Origin of the sequence: Variovorax sp. NFACC27 (assembly GCF_048301545.1) — a bacterium.
GTDB classification, from domain to species: domain Bacteria; phylum Pseudomonadota; class Gammaproteobacteria; order Burkholderiales; family Burkholderiaceae_C; genus Variovorax; species Variovorax gossypii.
The window spans coordinates 7,264,671-7,280,725 of record NZ_CP157613.1; the positions used below are offsets into that span (position 1 = coordinate 7,264,671).

Consider the following 16,055-nt stretch of genomic DNA (forward strand, 5'->3'; position numbering starts at 1 on the left):
CCCTTTTTCTCGATCACCGCCCGCAGGCGGCGAACGCATCAGCCAGCGTCAGGCGGCAGCAGCCAGCGCCGACTCGGTCGTGTACGCACGCACCAGGCGCAGCAGTTCCTCTTCCGAGTACGGCTTGCCGAGGTAGTGGTTCACGCCCAGCGTGCGCGCGTAGTCGCGGTGCTTCTCGGCGATGCGCGAGGTGATCATGATGATCGGCAGCTCGGCCAGAGCGGCGTCGGCGCGGATGTTGCGGGCCAGGTCGAAGCCGTCCATGCGCGGCATCTCGATGTCCGACAGCACCACCGCCGGGCGCTCCTGCTGCAGGCGCTCGAGTGCCTGCAGGCCGTCGGCCGCGAGCGACACGCGATAGCCTTCGCGCTGCAGCAGACGCTGCGTGACGCGACGCACGGTGATGGAGTCGTCCACCACCAGCACCAGCGGAATCTGCGGCGCCACCGGCGCCAGCGCCTGCAACGGTTCCTGCGGCGCACCCTGGTCGACCGGGGCGGTCGCCGCCGGAGCTGCCGTCAGCGCGGCAGCCTGGCGCTCGCGCGCCTGTTCGCCGTGCACCGCGGCCAGCGCCACGGGGTTGTAGATCAGCGCCACCGCGCCCGAGGCCAGCACCGAGATGCCGGCCAGGCCGGGCAGCCGCGCGAGCTGCGGGCCGAGGTTCTTCACCACGACTTCCTGGTTGCCCAGCACTTCGTCCACGTGCAGGGCGACGCGCTGCGCCGCGCTTCGCACGACCACGATGGTGTTGTTCCGGGCCGGGCCGTGCTCGCTGCGGGTCGAGGCCTGCAGCAGCGCGCCGGTCCAGTAGAACGGCACATGTTCGCTGCCGAACGGATGGCTGTTGTTCAGGTAGGCCGCTTCGAGATCCGTGCCGCCCACGCGCTGCACAAGCTCCACCAGGTTCGACGGAACGCCGATGGACACTTCGCCCGCGCGCAGCATCACCACGTGCGTCACGGCGGTGGTCAGCGGCAGCACCAGCTTGAAGGTGGTGCCCTGGCCCTGGGTGCTGTGCGTCTCGATGCGGCCGCCGAGCGCCGCGATCTGCGCGCGCACCACGTCCATGCCGATGCCGCGGCCGGCCAGTTCGGAAACCTGCCCCGCCGTCGAGAAGCCGGGCTTGAAGATCAGCTCGGTGGCCTCCTCGGCCGTGAGCTCCTGGTCGGCGCCCAGCAGGCCCAGCGTGCGGGCACGCTCGGCGATGCGCTTGTGGTCGAGGCCGGCGCCGTCGTCGCGGAAGCTCACCGACACGTCGTTGCCTTCGTGGTGCAGGTCGATGACGATCAGGCCGCTGGCGTCCTTGCCGGCCTTCTCGCGCACGGCCGCATCCTCGATGCCGTGGGCCACGCAGTTGCGCAGCAGGTGCTCGAAGGCGGGCGTCATGCGGTCCAGCACGCCGCGGTCCATTTCGATGGAGCCGCCGACGATGTCCAGGCGCACCTGCTTGCCGGTGTCCTTCGAGGCCTGGCGCACCACGCGGTAGAGGCGGTCGGAGATGCCCTCGAACTCCACCATTCGCGTGCGCAGCAGGCCGCGCTGCAGTTCGCGCGTCTGGCGCGCCTGCACGCTGAGGTCGTCTTCCGTCGCCTGCACCGTCTTCTGCAGGGTGCGCTGCACGGTGGCCACGTCGTTCACCGACTCGGCCATCATGCGCGTGAGCTCCTGCACGCGGGTGAATCGGTCGAACTCCAGCGGGTCGAAGCTCTGCTGCGAGTCCTTGGCCTGCGCGAGGCGAGACTGCATCTGGCTTTCGGCCTGCACCTCGATGTCGCGCAGCTGCTGGCGCAGGCGGTCCAGGTTGCCCGTCAGGTCGGACAGCGAGCCGCGCAGCTGGCCAAGCTCGGCTTCCAGGCGCGAACGCGTGATGATGACCTCGCCGGTCTGCGCGACCAGGCGGTCGAGCAGCTGGGTACGGATGCGCACGGCCTGGCCGGTCGCGGCGCGCAGCGGTGCCACCAGGGCGGCCGGCGCGGGGCGCGGCTGCAGCGTGGCGGGTGCCGTTGCTGCCGGCGCCGTTTCGGCGGAGGGCTCGTCGTCGAGGCTCGCCGCAGGAGCGACGGTCTCGTCGTTCGCCGGCACGCCGGCTTCGGGCGCCTGCGAAGCGACAGCGACGGGCGCCGTCGACGTGGCGGCGGCCACGATCTGGGCCAGCTCGACCTGCGTGGCGTCGTCGGCCGCGCGCAGCGCGTCGAAGGTGGCCTGGAGGGCGTCGAGGCGGGCCAGCAGCTTCTCGATGTCGGCCCGCTCGGCGCCCTGGGAGCCCAGGACTTCGATCTCGGACTCCATGCGGTGCGCGCGCTCGCCCAGGCGCATGGCGCCGGCCAGCCGCGCACTGCCCTTGAGCGTGTGCAGCGTGCGAAGCACCGAGGCACGCGGCGCGCTGTCGTCGGGGTGGTGCGCCCACTGGCGCAGCGCCTCGCCGAGCTGGGGCAGCAGTTCGGCCGCCTCTTCCTCGAAGATCGGGAACAGGTCGACGTCGACCGCGTCGGCCAGGTCGATGGCGTCTTCGGAATCGTCCAGAGCCACGTCGGCGACGGGCTCGCTGACCACCACCTGCTGCAGCGGCCGGGCTTCGGCGCGCATGGCGACTTCGGTGGGCATCGGCGAATTGGCGATGTCGCGCAGCGCCTGCAGCGTGCCTTCGGCGGGGTCACGCAGGAGGCCGACCGCGAACTGGTGCAGCAGGCGGCGCAGCTCGTCGGCGGCGGTCACCAGCACCATGCCCTGCTCGCGCGTGCCGCTGCCCTGCATCTGCAGGTGCTGCAGCGCGGCTTCGAACAGGCGGGCCATGCCCGAGAGGCTGTGGAAGCCGACGGTGGCGGAGCTGCCGGCCAGCGAGTGGGCCAGCGCGACGGTCGAGTCGGACAGGCGCTCATGCGACTCGAGCGCCCACTCGCCCACGTCTGTGGCGAGCTGGCGGGACCATTCGTCGGCCTCGTTGAGGTAGACGTTGTAGAGCTGGATGCCGATGCGCAGCGGGCCGATCACCTTGACCTGGTCTTCGGCGCTTTCCTGCGACGCGGCCGGCGCGGCGGCCACGACCGGCTCGGGCTCGACGGGCGCCACGGGCTCGGGAGCGGCGTCGGCGACGAGGATCTGCGCTTCTTCGGGCACGGCGGGCGCCTCGAAGATGGGCACGACCACTTCCTCGGCAGCTAGCAGGGCAGGCTCGGGTTCGGATTCGGCCACCGGTTGCGGCGCGGACTCGGCGACCGGCTCTTCCACATGGACTGCATGCAGCGGTTCGGGCGCGGGCGCGGCCTCGACCACTTCGGGTTCGACGACGGGCTCGGCGGCGGCCTGCACGGGCAACGGCTCGGGTTCCCATTGCAGGTCGGGCAGGCCGGCCGTGGTGGGCACGGAGGTGACGATGGGTTCGGCAGCGGGAGCCGGCGGTTCGGCGGGCTCCGACTTCAGTTCCACGACGGCAGGCGTCCTGGCGGGCGGCGCCAGGAAGTCGAACATCTCGCCGCTCGGCAGCACCAGCGGCGGCGGAGGCTCGTCGGTCTGCTTGGCTTCGAAGTCGATGAAGTCGGTCGAGGCGAAATCGTCGTCGGCCTCGGGCGTGGCGGCGGCCTTCGCGGGCTCCGGCTCCTGCCAGGCCAGGGTTTCGAGCGGGGCTTCGGGAACTTCCGGGGCAGCGGCCACAGGTGCCGGCGCGGGCGCTTCCGTCGTCAGCGACAGGTCCGGCAGGTCGGGCAACTGCAGCGGAGGCAGCTCCGCCACCACCGGGGCCACGACCTCGATGGGCGCGGGTTCTGGCGCAGAAACGGGCGGCTCGGCCGCGATGTGGCGCGCGGCCACCGCAAGGGCTTCGGCATCGGCCACGCGCACCGGCGGAGGCACGGGTTCGCCCGCCAGCAGCGCGTTGGCCACGCGGCTGAACGGCGCGGACTTCCAGCCCTGCGCGGAGCCGGAAGCGATGGCCTCGACCCACTCGCCGAATTCCTTCATCGTGCGTTCGGTGCCTGCCAGCAGTTCCGGCGTGGCGGCGCGCTGGTCGGCCAGCCAGGTGTTGAGCACCTGCTCGAGCGACCAGGCGGCATCGCCGAACTCGGTGAGGCCGACCATGCGCGAGCTGCCCTTGAGCGTGTGGAAGGCGCGGCGCAGGATCGTGAGTTCTTCGGTGTCGTCCGGGTAGCTGGCGAGCTCGGCGATGGCGGCCAGGCCGTTCTGCACCACCTCGCGGGCTTCGTCGAGGAAGATGTTCTGCAGGTCGTCTTCTTCGAGCTCGGTGACTTCGGTGTCGGGCAGCGCGGTCGGGCCGGAGATCTTGTTGGTCCAGCTGTCGGCCTTGCTGCTGAATTCCTCGATCGGCGAGGGCTTGGCCTTGGGCGCGGCGAGCGCCGCGAGCTTCGAGGCGATCTGGGCGTCGACTTCCTCGATGCTGAGCACCGGGGCGGCCGGAGCCTGGCTGGGCGCGGCGCCCTCGCCGGCCGTGGCGTCGGCGGCCTGGCGGCCCATCAGCGGCTTGAGTTCGCCGGCGTCGGCGTCGAACACGAACAGGCGCTTGGCCAGCGCGGGCTGGTAGCCCAGCATGTCGATCAGGAAGCCGAGCGCGCCGAGGTTGTTGCCCAGCGCGTCGAAGCCGGCCATTTCCTCGGCCGGCGAGGTGCTGACGAGCATCGCCTCGACGTCTTCGCGCATGCGCTGCACGGTGAGCGCGGCCTGGTCGAGGCCGAGCACGGAGAACACGCCGCGCATCTGCATGAGTTGCGTCGGCACGGTGCGCAGCAGGCCCTTTTCGGCGGGGCGGCGGAAATACTGGTCGAGCGACTTCTCGAGTTCGCTCAGGTGGCTGCGCAGCTCGTCGACCACGGTGCCCATGGTCTGGCGGTCGCTCACGCGGCGATAGAGATCCTCCATCCACGGTTCGAGCGGCTCGGAATGGCCGCCGGCGCGCACGCGCTCGATGCGGCCCGCCAGCTGCAGCGTGCGGGCGGTGAGCTGCGGATCGCTCGGGTCCAGGTCTTCGAGGGCGGCTTCCAGGTAGAGCACCGAGGTGGCGACTTCCATCGCGAGTTCGGTGCCCGGAGCCTGGCCGGAACGCACGGAGGCTTCGACCGCATGGGTGAGGGCCTGCACCATCGGCAGGCTCGGCGGATGCAGCTTCTGCAGCGATTCGCCGAGCTGCGCGAAGGTGTCGGCCACCTGGCGCGTGCGGGTGATGTCGCCACCCGAGAGCGCCGACCACATTTCCTTGGCGGTTTCGATGCGCTTGCGGGCCTGTTGCAGCACCAGCGGATCGAAGCGGCCGAACTGCTCGACGTTGTAGTCGACGTGCTGCTCGCCGGCGATGCCCCAGGCGAGGCGCACGGTGCGCAGCGTGGCGGCGTCGTCGCCGGCTGTGGGCACGGCCTGCGCGCAGAAGAACAGCAGGTCTTGCCCGAGGCGATCGGACACGAGGCTGTCGCCGCGCGCGAGCGTGGCGTACTGCAGCAGCACGCGCGAGGCGGCGCGCTTGACGTAGGCGTCGGGCGTGATCAGCCCGGTGGCCAGGGCCTCGAAGAAGCCCGCGGCCAGCGTCCAGAAGCTCGCGACGCGGGGCAGCAGCGCGCCGCGGCCGAGGCCCAGGCACAGCGCATGCAGCCGGCGCGCGGCCTGCGTGTCGCCGCTCTTGATCAGCTGCAGCACCTCGCGGTCGAGCCGCGAGCGCACGGCGGGGTCGTAAGCGACAGCCGCCTGCGTGAGCGCCGGCTTGATCTCGACCCAGCGCCAGGCGGTGCTCCAGAGGTCGGCCGGGTGCACGCGCTCGTTGCCGACCAGCTCCAGCACATCGCGGTACTGGGGAAAGAGCGCCACCGAGGAGACCGGCTTGCCGGCCAGCAGCGCGCCGAGGAAGTCGGTGACGGCGAAGCCGGCACGCTCGATCTTGTTCACTGCCGCTTCGTTGCAGCGCTGCGGCTCGGCGATGAAGCCCTGCACCGCGAACTCGATGGCGCCCAGCACCAGCGCGGGCGAGGAGTGCCCCACCATCTGGAGCGCGCCGACGGCCTGGTGAAGTTGCTGGCGGGCCATCTGCAGCGGCCCGCTCTCGGGCTCGCTCGCGGCATCCACCTCGCGCACGAAGCGCCGCAACGACTTGCCTACACCGTCGAGGGATTTCTGGATTTCTCCCAGCACCCAGGCCAGCGGCCCGAGGTCTTCGGTGACCGGCGTGTTGCCGGCGTGAGGGGCCGTGGCAGGGGTTTGAGTCGACACGTTGGGTGCTCGCCGTTCTTATCTATCTGTTTTGTGGATCAGGCAATCTTGAAACGGGCGACCGAGCGGCGCAGTTCTTCGGCCATCTGCGAGAGTTCGCGCACCTGCTGGGCCGTGGTACGCGTACCTTCTCCGGTCTGTTCCGTCACCGCGAAAATGTGCTGGATGTTCGCAGCCACCACGTTGGCCGAGTCGGCTTCGCGGGAGGCGGATTGCGAAATCTGCTCGATCAGGTCGGCGAGTCGGCGCGACACGCGGTCGATCTCGGACAGTGCGGTACCCGCGTTGTCGGACAGCTTGGCCCCTTCGACCACACCCTGCGTGGAACGCTCCATGGCGCCCACCGCGTCCTGCGTGTCGGTCTGAATCGCCTTCACCAGCGCCGAGATCTGGCGCGTGGCGTCCGCGGAGCGTTCGGCCAGTCGCTGAACTTCTTCCGCCACCACCGAGAAGCCTCGGCCTGCTTCACCGGCGGACGCTGCCTGAATGGCGGCGTTCAGAGCCAGCACGTTCGTCTGTTCGGTAATGTCCGAGATCAGCTCCGTGATTTCACCGATCTCCTGCGAGGATTCGCCCAGGCGCTTGATCCGCTTGGAGGTTTCCTGGATCTGGTCGCGGATGGAGTTCATACCGCCGATGGCGTTCTGCACGGCCTGCAGACCCGAGGATGCGGCTTGCAGCGACTGGCGCGCCACCGTGGCGGACTCTTGCGCTTGCGTGGACACGCCGTTGATTCGCTCGGCCATGGTCAGCACCGACTGGCCGGTTTCGCGAATCTCGCGCAGCTGTTCAGTGGAAGCCGCCAGCAGTTCGGTCGAGGTGCTTTCCACCTGCGACGTCGTCTGCGCCACGCGGGTCGCCGTGTTCTGCACGTTGCCCACCAGCAGTCGCAGTTCTTCCACCGTGTAGTTCACCGAGTCGGCGATGGCGCCGGTGATGTCCTCGGTCACGGTCGCTTCCTGCGTCAGGTCGCCTTCGGCCACTGTCTGCAGTTCGTTCATCAGGCGAAGAATGGCGGCCTGGTTGGCGTTGTTCACGCGGCTGGCTTCGTCGGAAGCCTGTTCGGCGGCCAGACGCTCGCGTTCGGCGACGGCGGCGCGTTCGCGGCCTTCGCGCACCTGCACGAAACCGATGGCGCCGGCGAGTGCCAGGGCGGCCAGCGACAGCACGAACAGCAGCACGATGGTGCCGGCGCCCAGGCCGGTGCGGGCGGAGAGCTTTTCCTGCAGGTCGCCGAGCGACTTACGCAGCGGCTCGCTGTCGGTCAGGATGGATGCCTGCGCTTCGCGCGCGGCCACCAGACCCTGCAGGTTGCCCAGAATGGCCGAAGCCTGCGTGCGCATCTGCTCGTAGGTCTTCAGGATGGCCTCGAGCTGCTGGCGCGTCTGCGGGTCCTTCGAGCCGGGGAAGCGCTGCTGCGCATTGCCGTCGAGCAGGCCGCGGGTGGTTTCCTGGAAGGTGTTCAGGTCCTTGCCCAGCAGGAACACGGCGTCGGGGTTCACACCCTCGACCGTGAAGAACTCGTTGGTCGACTTGCCGATGCGCTGCGTCAGCATCACGAGCTGGCCGGCGGCGGAGATTTCGGGCAGCGTGGCGTTCTGCTGCATCTTCAGCGAGGCGACGGTTTCCGTCATCTCGAGCAGCGTGGACGACTGCTGGTTGATGTCGCGCAGAGCGGCGCCCACCTGCGTCAGGATCTGGCGCTGGGCCAGCACGGCCTTGGCGCTGGCCTCGGCGCGGGTGACGAGGGGGTTGATCTTGCCCATCTCCTCGTCGTACTGGTTGCCGACGGCTTCCAGGCGCAGCGAGTCGTCGCCGTTGGTCAGGCCGTGCACGCGACGCGTGAGGTCGTCGGCGCTGTCCTTCACTTCGACGAACGCCGAGGGGCTGCCGACGAGGGCCTGGGAGATCGACTTGGCCAGGCGCTGCGACTGCATCAGCGACTGGCCGGTGGCCGCCACCTGTTGCGCGAGGCGCTCGGCGCGAAGAATGGAGGAGCCGGCAACCAGCAGCAGCAACAGCACCACGATCGCCAGCATGATGGCCAGGATCCGCTGCTGTTTCGCCGGGCTGGAACCCGCACGGCCGCCGGTGGCGTCGGGCCGCGCCTCGACGGCCGCCGCGCCGGGCTCGTTGGCGGCATCGCCGCCACCGGGCAGGTCGACGTCGCCGAAGCTGGTGTCGGCGGGCGCGGCGCCCTTCTTGGCGAGGCGCACGGTTTTCTCGTCCGGAACCTGGACGGTGTCGACATCGTCGATCGATATCGAACCGGAGCCATCGACGCGGGCCTTGTCGTTCCCGTTGTTCACGGGCAGTAATTTCTTGAACTTGTCGGCGATCGAGCTCACGGTCGGTCCTTCAGGTGGTTTCCGGTACGACTACGCACCAATACTCAAAAACTGGGGTTGCTGCGAAAGCGCCTGCAGGTTGACTTCCTGCCAGCGCTCCCCCGCTGCATCGGTAAACAGATGCCCGTGCCAGGCAGGTGCTTCTGCGCCAGGAGGCTCGGACGCCGTGAAGGCCTCCGCCCCCCGCAACCCCGCCAGTCGATCGACCAGCAATGCGCAGTTGACTTCGAGCAGCTCGTTGAAAGCAACGAGCCGCGACTGGATGCGCGCCGCCTCGGTAGCGGCCAGCGCGCCCGGGACGCCGGTGGCGAACGCCGAAAGCTGCACGACGCCGTAGAGGCCGCCGCGCAGGTTGGCGACGCCGAGGAACCACGGCTCCGTGTAGGGCACTGGCTGCGGCGGCGTCCAGGGAAAGATCTCGCCGGCGTGTCCCAGCGGAAAGAGGTATTTGCCCTCACCCGCCTCGACCGCCAGCCACGTGGCGGCCACGCCCGTCGTGCGAGCGGCCTGCAGGCGGCTCGCCAGCCGGGACTGGAAGGCTCTCAGAGCATCGCGATTCGCCATGGACTCGGCAGGCTTTCGCTCAGTTCAGCGCGCTGATCTTGGACATCAGGTCGGCGGCGTTGACCGGCTTCACGATGTAGTCGCGCGCGCCCTGGCGCATGCCCCACACGCGGTCGGTCTCCTGGTTCTTGCTGGTGCACAGGATGATCGGGATGGCGGCGTACTTCGGGTCGCGGGCGATGGCGCGCGTGAGCTGGAAGCCGTTCTGGCCGGGCATGACCACGTCCATGAGGATCAGGTCGGGGTGCTCTTCCTCGAGGCGGCGCATGGCGTCGTCGGCGTTTTCGGCCGTCTTGACGGCAAAGCCGTTCTTCTGGAGGAGGTCGGACAGGAACACCAGTTCCGTCTTGGAGTCGTCGACGACGAGGATTTTGCGAATAGGCATTACTGCACTTCCTGTTGAACAGTGCCAAACTGCTGCACGGCCTGCAGCAGCTGGTCTTTGGTGAAAGGCTTGGTCAGGTAGTCCTGGGAACCGACCATGCGGCCGCGTGCCTTGTCGAATACACCGTCTTTCGACGACAGCATGACGACCGGGACGTTGGAAAAGTGGGCGTTGCGCTTGATGATGGCGCAAGTCTGATAGCCGTCGAGGCGCGGCATCAGGATGTCGCAGAAAATCAGATGCGGCTTGTGGTCGTTAACCTTGGAGAGCGCGTCGAAGCCGTCTTCCGCGAGAAGAACCTCGTGCCCACCCTGCTTCAGAAAAATCTCGGCACTGCGCCGGATGGTGTTGCTGTCGTCGATGACCAGCACCTTGTAACCAGATCCATTCGGGCCCATTGCAAACGCTCCTGCTCATGAGACTTGGAAGCCCGCCGCGCCGAACATCGACGCAGACCGCGTAGCTCTATCTATGCCATGCTTTCAGATTTCAACCATTTCGAAGTCTTCCTTGCGCGCACCGCACTCAGGACAGGTCCAGTTCATCGGAACATCGGCCCAGGCCGTGCCTGCCGCGATGCCATCTTCCGGTACACCAACCGCTTCGTCATAGATCCACCCACAAATCAGGCACATCCAAGTTTTCGTATTCATCGGAGCTTAAAGTCCTTGTTCATTAAATGCAACGAGTGTATCTATGCGTATCTCACTGGCAGACGGTAAACGTCGCGCCTATGCCACCATCCAGGGGATTCCGCACGGCGTATGACCATCTACTTACTTCCAGCAGACAACGCCCGCAAACCGGGCGATCTTAACGACCCCTCGCAGGACGACGGCGAACTGGCCGAACGCGACCTGAATCCCCCCTGCGTGCTGGTCTTCAACGCCAGCGATCCCAGCGGGGCGGGCGGCCTGGGGGCCGACGCCCTGGCAATGGGGTCGGTAGGCGCACACATCCTGCCGGTCGTCACGGGTGCCTATGCCCGCGACACGGCAGAGATTTTCGATCACTTCCCCTTCGATGAGGAAGCCATCGCCGAGCAGGCGCGCTCCATCCTGGAGGACGTGGAAGTCCAGCTGATCAAGGTGGGCTTTGCCGGCACTACCGAGGCGCTGAGCACCATCGCGGAAACCGCCGCCGACTATCCGGAGGTGCCCGTGGTGGCCTACATGCCCAACCTTTCGTGGTGGGACGAGAACCTGATCGAGCCCTATCTGGACGCTTTTCGGGAGCTGGTCCTGCCCCAGACGACGGTGTTGGTTGGAAACCACAGCACCCTGTGGCGCTGGCTGCTTCCGGACTGGAACGGCGATCGTCCGCCCGGCGCGCGGGACATCGCCAAGGCTGCCGGCGAGTTCGGCGTGCCCTACACGCTGGTCACCGGCCTGATGCTGCCGGACCAGTTCATCGACAACGTGCTGGCCTCGCCGCAGTCGGTGCTCGCCAGCGAGAAATACGAGCGGCTCGAGGCCGTCTTCGCCGGCGCGGGCGACACCCTGTCGGCCGCGCTGGCCGCCCTGCTCGCCAGCGGCACCGACCTCGTGGCCGCGACCACCGAAGCGCTGGCCTACATGGACCGCTGCCTCGACGCCGGCTTCCGCCCGGGCATGGGCCACGTGCTGCCCGACCGCCTGTTCTGGGCCGAACCCGAGGACGAAGACGGCGGCGAAGACCCCGACACACCGCCCGACTTCGCCCTTCCCCCACACGACACCCGACACTGATGACCGACCGCAACGACATTCTTTTCGAGCGCGCCCGCGCCGTGATCCCCGGGGGCGTGAACTCGCCCGTGCGTGCCTTCAAGGCCGTGGGCGGCACGCCCCGCTTCATCCAGCGCGCCCAGGGCGCCTACTTCTGGGACGCCGACGACAAGCGCTACATCGACTACATCGGCTCCTGGGGCCCGATGATCCTGGGCCATGGCCATCCCGCCGTGGTCGAGGCCGTGCAGAAGGCAGTGCTCGAGGGCTTCTCCTACGGCGCGCCGACCGAGCGCGAGATCGAGCTGGCCGAGGCCATCCTCGCGCTGGTGCCGTCGATGGAGATGGTGCGGCTCGTGAGCTCGGGCACCGAGGCCGCCATGAGCGCCCTGCGCCTGGCGCGCGGCGCCACCGGCCGCAAGAGCATCGTCAAGTTCGAAGGCTGCTACCACGGCCATGCCGACGCGCTGCTCGTGAAGGCCGGCTCCGGCCTCGCCACCTTCGGCAACCCGACCTCCGCCGGCGTGCCGCCCGAGGTGGTGCAGCACACCATCGTGCTCGAGTACAACAACCTGCAGCAGCTCGAGGAAGCCTTCGCGCTGCACGGCAAGGACATCGCCTGCCTGATGATCGAGGCGATCGCCGGCAACATGAATTTCGTGCGCGCCACGCCCGAATTCGCCCGCCGCTGCCGCGAGCTCTGCACGCAGCACGGCGCCCTGCTGGTGTTCGATGAAGTGATGACGGGCTTTCGCGTGGGACTGCACGGCGCGCAAGGCGTGCTGGGCATCAAGCCCGACCTCACGGTGCTCGGCAAGGTCATCGGCGGCGGCATGCCTCTCGCGGCCTTCGGCGGGCCGCGCGCGATCATGGAGCAGCTCGCGCCGCTGGGGCCGGTCTACCAGGCCGGCACGCTGTCGGGCAATCCGGTCGCCACGGCCTGCGGCCTCGCCACGCTGAAGGAGATCGCGAAGCCCGGTTTCTACGAGGCGCTCGGCAAGAAGACGCACTCGCTGGTCGACGGCCTGAAGGCGGCCGCGGCGGCCGAAGGCCAGCCCTTCAACGCCGACAGCGAAGGCGGCATGTTCGGCTTCTTCCTGATGAAAGACCTGCCGCAAAACTATGCCACCGTGATGACAACCGACAACGCGAAGTTCAATGCGTTGTTTCACGGTTTGCTGGATCGCGGCGTGTATATTGCGCCCGCGCTTTACGAAGCAGGCTTCGTGAGCGCGGCCCACAGCGACGAGGACATCGCCGCCACCATCGAAGCAGCACGACAAATCTTCAGGACACCCTAGCCCATGAACTCCCTGCGCACGTTGCCGGTCTTGAGCATCGCTCTTCTCCTTCCCGGCTTCGCGGCAGCGCAGGAGTCATCCTTCGATCCGAAGAACATCTGGATCAACCCGGGCTTCTATTCCGCACACTTCGACAGCGGCAAGGGCCTGGAGAACGTCAACCAGGGGCTGGGCTTCGAGTACCCGCTGAACGACACCTTCCGGGTCACGGCGGGCACCTTCCGCAACAGCGACCGCCGGCAGTCGAACTACGTGGGCCTGTACGCGCTGCCCTTCGAGTTCTACGGCGTGAAGTTCGGCGCGGTGGTTGGCGGTTTCGACGGCTACCCGAACTACCGCAACGGCAACTGGTTCCCGGCCATCCTTCCGGTGGCAGCCATCGAGGGCAAGAACTGGGGCCTCAACATCGCCTACGTGCCGACCATCAAGAACCGGCTGTACGGCGCGGTCACCTTCCAGCTGAAATACCGCTTCGGCAACCACGAGTAGCCGTCGTCGTCACCAAAGAAAAAGGCCGGCAGCACTGCCGGCCTTTTTCTTGGAAATACCGTGCCGCCCCTTGGCGGGACGGCTGCACTTTCAGTGCCTGAAGTGGCGCACGCCCGACAGCACCATCACCACGCCACGCTCGTCTGCGGCGTCGATCACCTCCTGATCGCGCATCGAGCCGCCCGGCTGAATGACGCAGCTCGCGCCCGCATCGACCACCACGTCGAGGCCGTCGCGGAACGGGAAGAAGGCGTCGCTGGCCACGGCCGTGTCCTTCAGCGACAGGCCGGCGTGCTCGGCCTTGATGCTGGCGATGCGCGCGGAGTCGAGGCGGCTCATCTGGCCCGCGCCCACGCCCATGGTCATGCCGTTGGCGCAGAACACGATCGCGTTGCTCTTGACGTACTTCGCGACCTTCCATGCGAACAGCAGGTCCTGCAGCTGCTGCGGCGTGGGCTGCTTCTTGCTGACGACCTTGAGGTCGGCAACCGCGAGCTCGTGGTTGTCGGCCGTCTGGATCAGCAGGCCCGAGCCGACGCGCTTGACGTCCATGGCGTTGCGGCCGTTGTCCCAGTCGGTGGTGCCGCCCTTGGGCAGTGCGATCTCGAGCACGCGCACGTTGAGCTTGGCCTTGGTGGCCTGGAACACCTCGAGCGCCTCGGGCGTGTAGCCGGGCGCCATCAGCACTTCGACGAACTGCTTGGCGATTTCCTGCGCGGTGGCGCCGTCCACCGGACGGTTGAAGGCGATGATGCCGCCGAAGGCCGAGGTCGGATCGGTCTTGAAGGCCTTGCCGTAGGCCTCGGCCGCGTCCTTGCCGATGGCCACGCCGCAGGGGTTGGCGTGCTTCACGATCACGCAGGCCGGCACGTCGAAGCTCTTCACGCACTCCCACGCGGCATCGGCATCGGCGATGTTGTTGTAGCTGAGCTCCTTGCCCTGCAGCTGCTTCGCCGACACCAGCGAGCCGGGCGCCGGATACAGGTCACGGTAGAACGCGGCCTGCTGGTGCGGGTTCTCGCCGTAGCGCAGGTCCTGCACCTTCACGAAGCGGCCGTTGCTCTGCGCCGGGAACAGCGAGCGCTTGGGCGCGGGCTGGCCGATGCTGGCGTCGAAGTCGATGGCCGAGAGGTAATCGCTGATCGCGCCGTCGTAGTCGGCGATGCGATTGAAGGCGGCCACCGAGAAAGCGAACTTGGTCTTGTCGCTGAGCTTGCCGTTCGCCTTGAGTTCGGCCAGGGCCACGGCGTACTGCGACGAGTCGGTCAGCACGCCCACGTCCTTCCAGTTCTTGGCCGCGCTGCGCACCATGGCCGGACCGCCGATGTCGATGTTCTCGATCGCGTCTTCCAGCGTGCAGCCGGGCTTGGCCACGGTGGCCTCGAACGGATACAGGTTGACCACCAGCAGGTCGATGGTGTCGATGCCGTGCTCCTTGATGGCGGCAACGTGCGCGGGCAGGTCGCGGCGCGCGAGCAGGCCGCCGTGGATCTTCGGATGCAGCGTCTTCACGCGGCCGTCGAGCATTTCGGGAAAGCCGGTGTGGTCGGCCACCTCGGTGACGGGCAGGCCGGCGTCGGCCAGCAGCTTGGCGGTGCCGCCGGTGGACAGCAGCTTGATGCCCAGCGCATGCAGCGCCTGGGCGAATTCGAGGATGCCGGTCTTGTCGGAAACGGAGATGAGTGCAGTCTGGGCCATTGGATATGCCGTGGAGTTATTTCAAAAGTTTGTGCTCGACCAATTTCTTGCGGAGCGTGTTGCGATTCAGGCCCAACCACTGCGCGGCCTTCGACTGGTTGCCCTCGGCGCGCGTCATCACGACATCGAGCAGGGGTTTCTCGACCACGCGCACGAGCATGTCGTACATGCCGTCGGGTTCGGTGCCGCGCAGATCGCGAAAGTAGCTGTCCAGACTGGTGCGCACGCAGTCCTCGATGTGTTTCTTGCTCATTGCTTCTTCTCTTTTTTTCAATCGACGGCGCAGGCCGTCTCCTCTTCACCCGGCAACGCCTCTTCGTCCACCAGGTGCTGCGCGGGCATGCGGTCCATGCGGTCCGCAAGCCCGTCGAAATAGTCGCCGACCGCGCGCAGCTGCTCGGCACAGTCCTCGATGAGATTCATGCGTGCGCGAAACGCTTCGCCGTCCGGCAGCGTGCGCACGTACCAGCCGATGTGCTTGCGCGCCGTGCGCACACCGCTGTAGTCGCCGTAGAGCGCATAGTGCTCCACGAGATGGTCGAGCAGCAAGCGGCGCACCTCCGCCACCAGCGGCGGCGCGCGGTGCGTGCCGGTTTCCAGGAAGTGCGCGATCTCGCGGAAGATCCACGGCCGGCCCTGCGCGGCGCGGCCGATCATCACGGCGTCGGCGCCGGTGGCCGCGAGCACGTCGCGCGCCTTCTCGGGCGAGCGGATGTCGCCGTTGGCCACCACCGGAATGCGCACCGCGGCCTTCACGGCGGCGATGGTGTCGTACTCGGCGAAGCCCTTGTAGCCCTGCTCGCGCGTGCGTCCGTGCACGGTGAGCATCCGCACGCCGGCCGATTCGAAGTCGCGCGCGAGCTTCACCGCGTTGCGGTGTTCCTGGCTCCAGCCGGTGCGCATCTTGAGCGTGACCGGCACGCCGAAGGGCTGCGCGGCATCGACCACCGCCCGCGCGATCTCGAGCGCCAGCGGCTCGTCGCGCATGAGCGCCGAACCCGCCCACTTGTTGCAGACCTTCTTGGCCGGGCAGCCCATGTTGATGTCGATGATCTGCGCGCCGCGCTCGATGTTGTAGACCGTGGCCTCGGCCATCATGGCCGCATCGGTGCCGGCGATCTGCACCGCAATGGGGCCCGGTTCGCCGTCATGGTTCGCGCGGCGCGAGGTCTTGAGCGAACCCCAGAGCTCCTTGCGCGAGGTGACCATCTCGCTGACCGCGTAGCCGGCGCCGAGCTGGCGGCACAGCATGCGGAAGGGCCGGTCCGTCACGCCTGCCATGGGCGCGACGAACAGGCGGTTTTCCAGCGTGTGGTTGCCGATCTGCAAGGTCATTTTGAAGGGGGAGCGTGCGCGTTCG

General features: G+C 68.0%; 12 protein-coding genes. 3 read left to right on the forward strand and 9 right to left on the reverse strand.

Translation table 11 applies throughout. The features are described 5' to 3' along the window. Positions 1-48: 48 nt before the first annotated feature. The 6 genes from ABL840_RS34040 to ABL840_RS34065 all read right to left on the reverse strand — a co-directional run bounded on the left by ABL840_RS34040 (position 49) and on the right by ABL840_RS34065 (position 10,154). Positions 49-6,204: an Hpt domain-containing protein gene (locus ABL840_RS34040; protein ID WP_093304499.1), complete on the reverse strand. Its 6,156-nt coding sequence runs from the start codon at positions 6,202-6,204 to the stop codon at positions 49-51. A gap of 38 nt (positions 6,205-6,242) precedes the next feature. After that, positions 6,243-8,552 (reverse strand): methyl-accepting chemotaxis protein, encoded by a 2,310-nt coding sequence (locus tag ABL840_RS34045; RefSeq protein WP_093304501.1) that lies wholly within the window; start codon positions 8,550-8,552, stop codon positions 6,243-6,245. Between the two features lie 30 nt (positions 8,553-8,582). Continuing rightward, positions 8,583-9,116, reverse strand: coding sequence for a chemotaxis protein CheW (locus ABL840_RS34050; protein ID WP_056595423.1), 534 nt, complete (start codon positions 9,114-9,116; stop codon positions 8,583-8,585). A 19-nt stretch (positions 9,117-9,135) separates the two neighbouring features. Further along, positions 9,136-9,501 (reverse strand): response regulator, encoded by a 366-nt coding sequence (locus ABL840_RS34055; RefSeq protein ID WP_093304503.1) that lies wholly within the window; start codon positions 9,499-9,501, stop codon positions 9,136-9,138. After that, entirely contained in the window at positions 9,501-9,899 is a 399-nt protein-coding gene (locus ABL840_RS34060) for a response regulator (protein WP_093205631.1), read from the reverse strand. The genes ABL840_RS34055 and ABL840_RS34060 overlap by 1 nt, the downstream gene beginning before the upstream one ends. An 84-nt stretch (positions 9,900-9,983) precedes the next feature. Next, positions 9,984-10,154, reverse strand: coding sequence for a rubredoxin (locus ABL840_RS34065; protein ID WP_007838397.1), 171 nt, complete (start codon positions 10,152-10,154; stop codon positions 9,984-9,986). A gap of 111 nt (positions 10,155-10,265) precedes the next feature. Between ABL840_RS34065 and thiD the strand changes: the two genes are divergently transcribed. From thiD to ABL840_RS34080, 3 genes are read left to right on the forward strand one after another with little or no spacing between them, the layout of a single operon-like run. Further along, entirely contained in the window at positions 10,266-11,228 is a 963-nt protein-coding gene (gene thiD, locus ABL840_RS34070) for a bifunctional hydroxymethylpyrimidine kinase/phosphomethylpyrimidine kinase (RefSeq protein ID WP_093205634.1), read from the forward strand. Continuing rightward, the gene (hemL, locus tag ABL840_RS34075; protein WP_093304505.1) at positions 11,228-12,508 is read left to right on the forward strand and encodes a glutamate-1-semialdehyde 2,1-aminomutase; all 1,281 of its coding nucleotides are present in this window, start codon (positions 11,228-11,230) and stop codon (positions 12,506-12,508) included. Before thiD ends, hemL begins: the two co-directional genes overlap by 1 nt. Positions 12,509-12,511: 3 nt before the next feature. Next, a complete protein-coding gene (locus ABL840_RS34080) occupies positions 12,512-12,997 on the forward strand; it encodes a hypothetical protein (RefSeq protein ID WP_093205639.1) in 486 nt (161 codons plus the stop codon). Between the two features lie 90 nt (positions 12,998-13,087). On the opposite strand, the gene purH is transcribed toward ABL840_RS34080, so the two are convergent. The 3 genes from purH to dusB are packed head-to-tail and all read right to left on the reverse strand — an operon-like array spanning position 13,088 to position 16,030. Then, positions 13,088-14,695, reverse strand: coding sequence for a bifunctional phosphoribosylaminoimidazolecarboxamide formyltransferase/IMP cyclohydrolase (gene purH, locus ABL840_RS34085; RefSeq protein ID WP_093304507.1), 1,608 nt, complete (start codon positions 14,693-14,695; stop codon positions 13,088-13,090). A gap of 16 nt (positions 14,696-14,711) precedes the next feature. Continuing rightward, on the reverse strand, positions 14,712-14,948 hold the full coding sequence (locus tag ABL840_RS34090; protein ID WP_093205644.1) for a Fis family transcriptional regulator: 237 nt from the start codon (positions 14,946-14,948) through the stop codon (positions 14,712-14,714). Between the two features lie 17 nt (positions 14,949-14,965). Then, entirely contained in the window at positions 14,966-16,030 is a 1,065-nt protein-coding gene (gene dusB, locus ABL840_RS34095; RefSeq protein WP_093205646.1) for a tRNA dihydrouridine synthase DusB, read from the reverse strand. Positions 16,031-16,055 lie beyond the last annotated feature (25 nt).

Bases quoted from the DNA above. Each gene is read 5' to 3' on its own strand.
- ABL840_RS34050 (WP_056595423.1), bottom strand. From the start codon at position 9,116: ATGGCGAATCGCGATGCTCTGAGAGCCTTCCAGTCCCGGCTGGCGAGC.
- ABL840_RS34055 (WP_093304503.1), bottom strand. From the start codon at position 9,501: ATGCCTATTCGCAAAATCCTCGTCGTCGACGACTCCAAGACGGAACTG.
- ABL840_RS34060 (WP_093205631.1), bottom strand. From the start codon at position 9,899: ATGGGCCCGAATGGATCTGGTTACAAGGTGCTGGTCATCGACGACAGC.
- ABL840_RS34065 (WP_007838397.1), bottom strand. From the start codon at position 10,154: ATGAATACGAAAACTTGGATGTGCCTGATTTGTGGGTGGATCTATGAC.
- thiD (WP_093205634.1), top strand. From the start codon at position 10,266: ATGACCATCTACTTACTTCCAGCAGACAACGCCCGCAAACCGGGCGAT.
- hemL (WP_093304505.1), top strand. From the start codon at position 11,228: ATGACCGACCGCAACGACATTCTTTTCGAGCGCGCCCGCGCCGTGATC.
- ABL840_RS34080 (WP_093205639.1), top strand. From the start codon at position 12,512: ATGAACTCCCTGCGCACGTTGCCGGTCTTGAGCATCGCTCTTCTCCTT.
- purH (WP_093304507.1), bottom strand. From the start codon at position 14,695: ATGGCCCAGACTGCACTCATCTCCGTTTCCGACAAGACCGGCATCCTC.
- ABL840_RS34090 (WP_093205644.1), bottom strand. From the start codon at position 14,948: ATGAGCAAGAAACACATCGAGGACTGCGTGCGCACCAGTCTGGACAGC.
- dusB (WP_093205646.1), bottom strand. From the start codon at position 16,030: ATGACCTTGCAGATCGGCAACCACACGCTGGAAAACCGCCTGTTCGTC.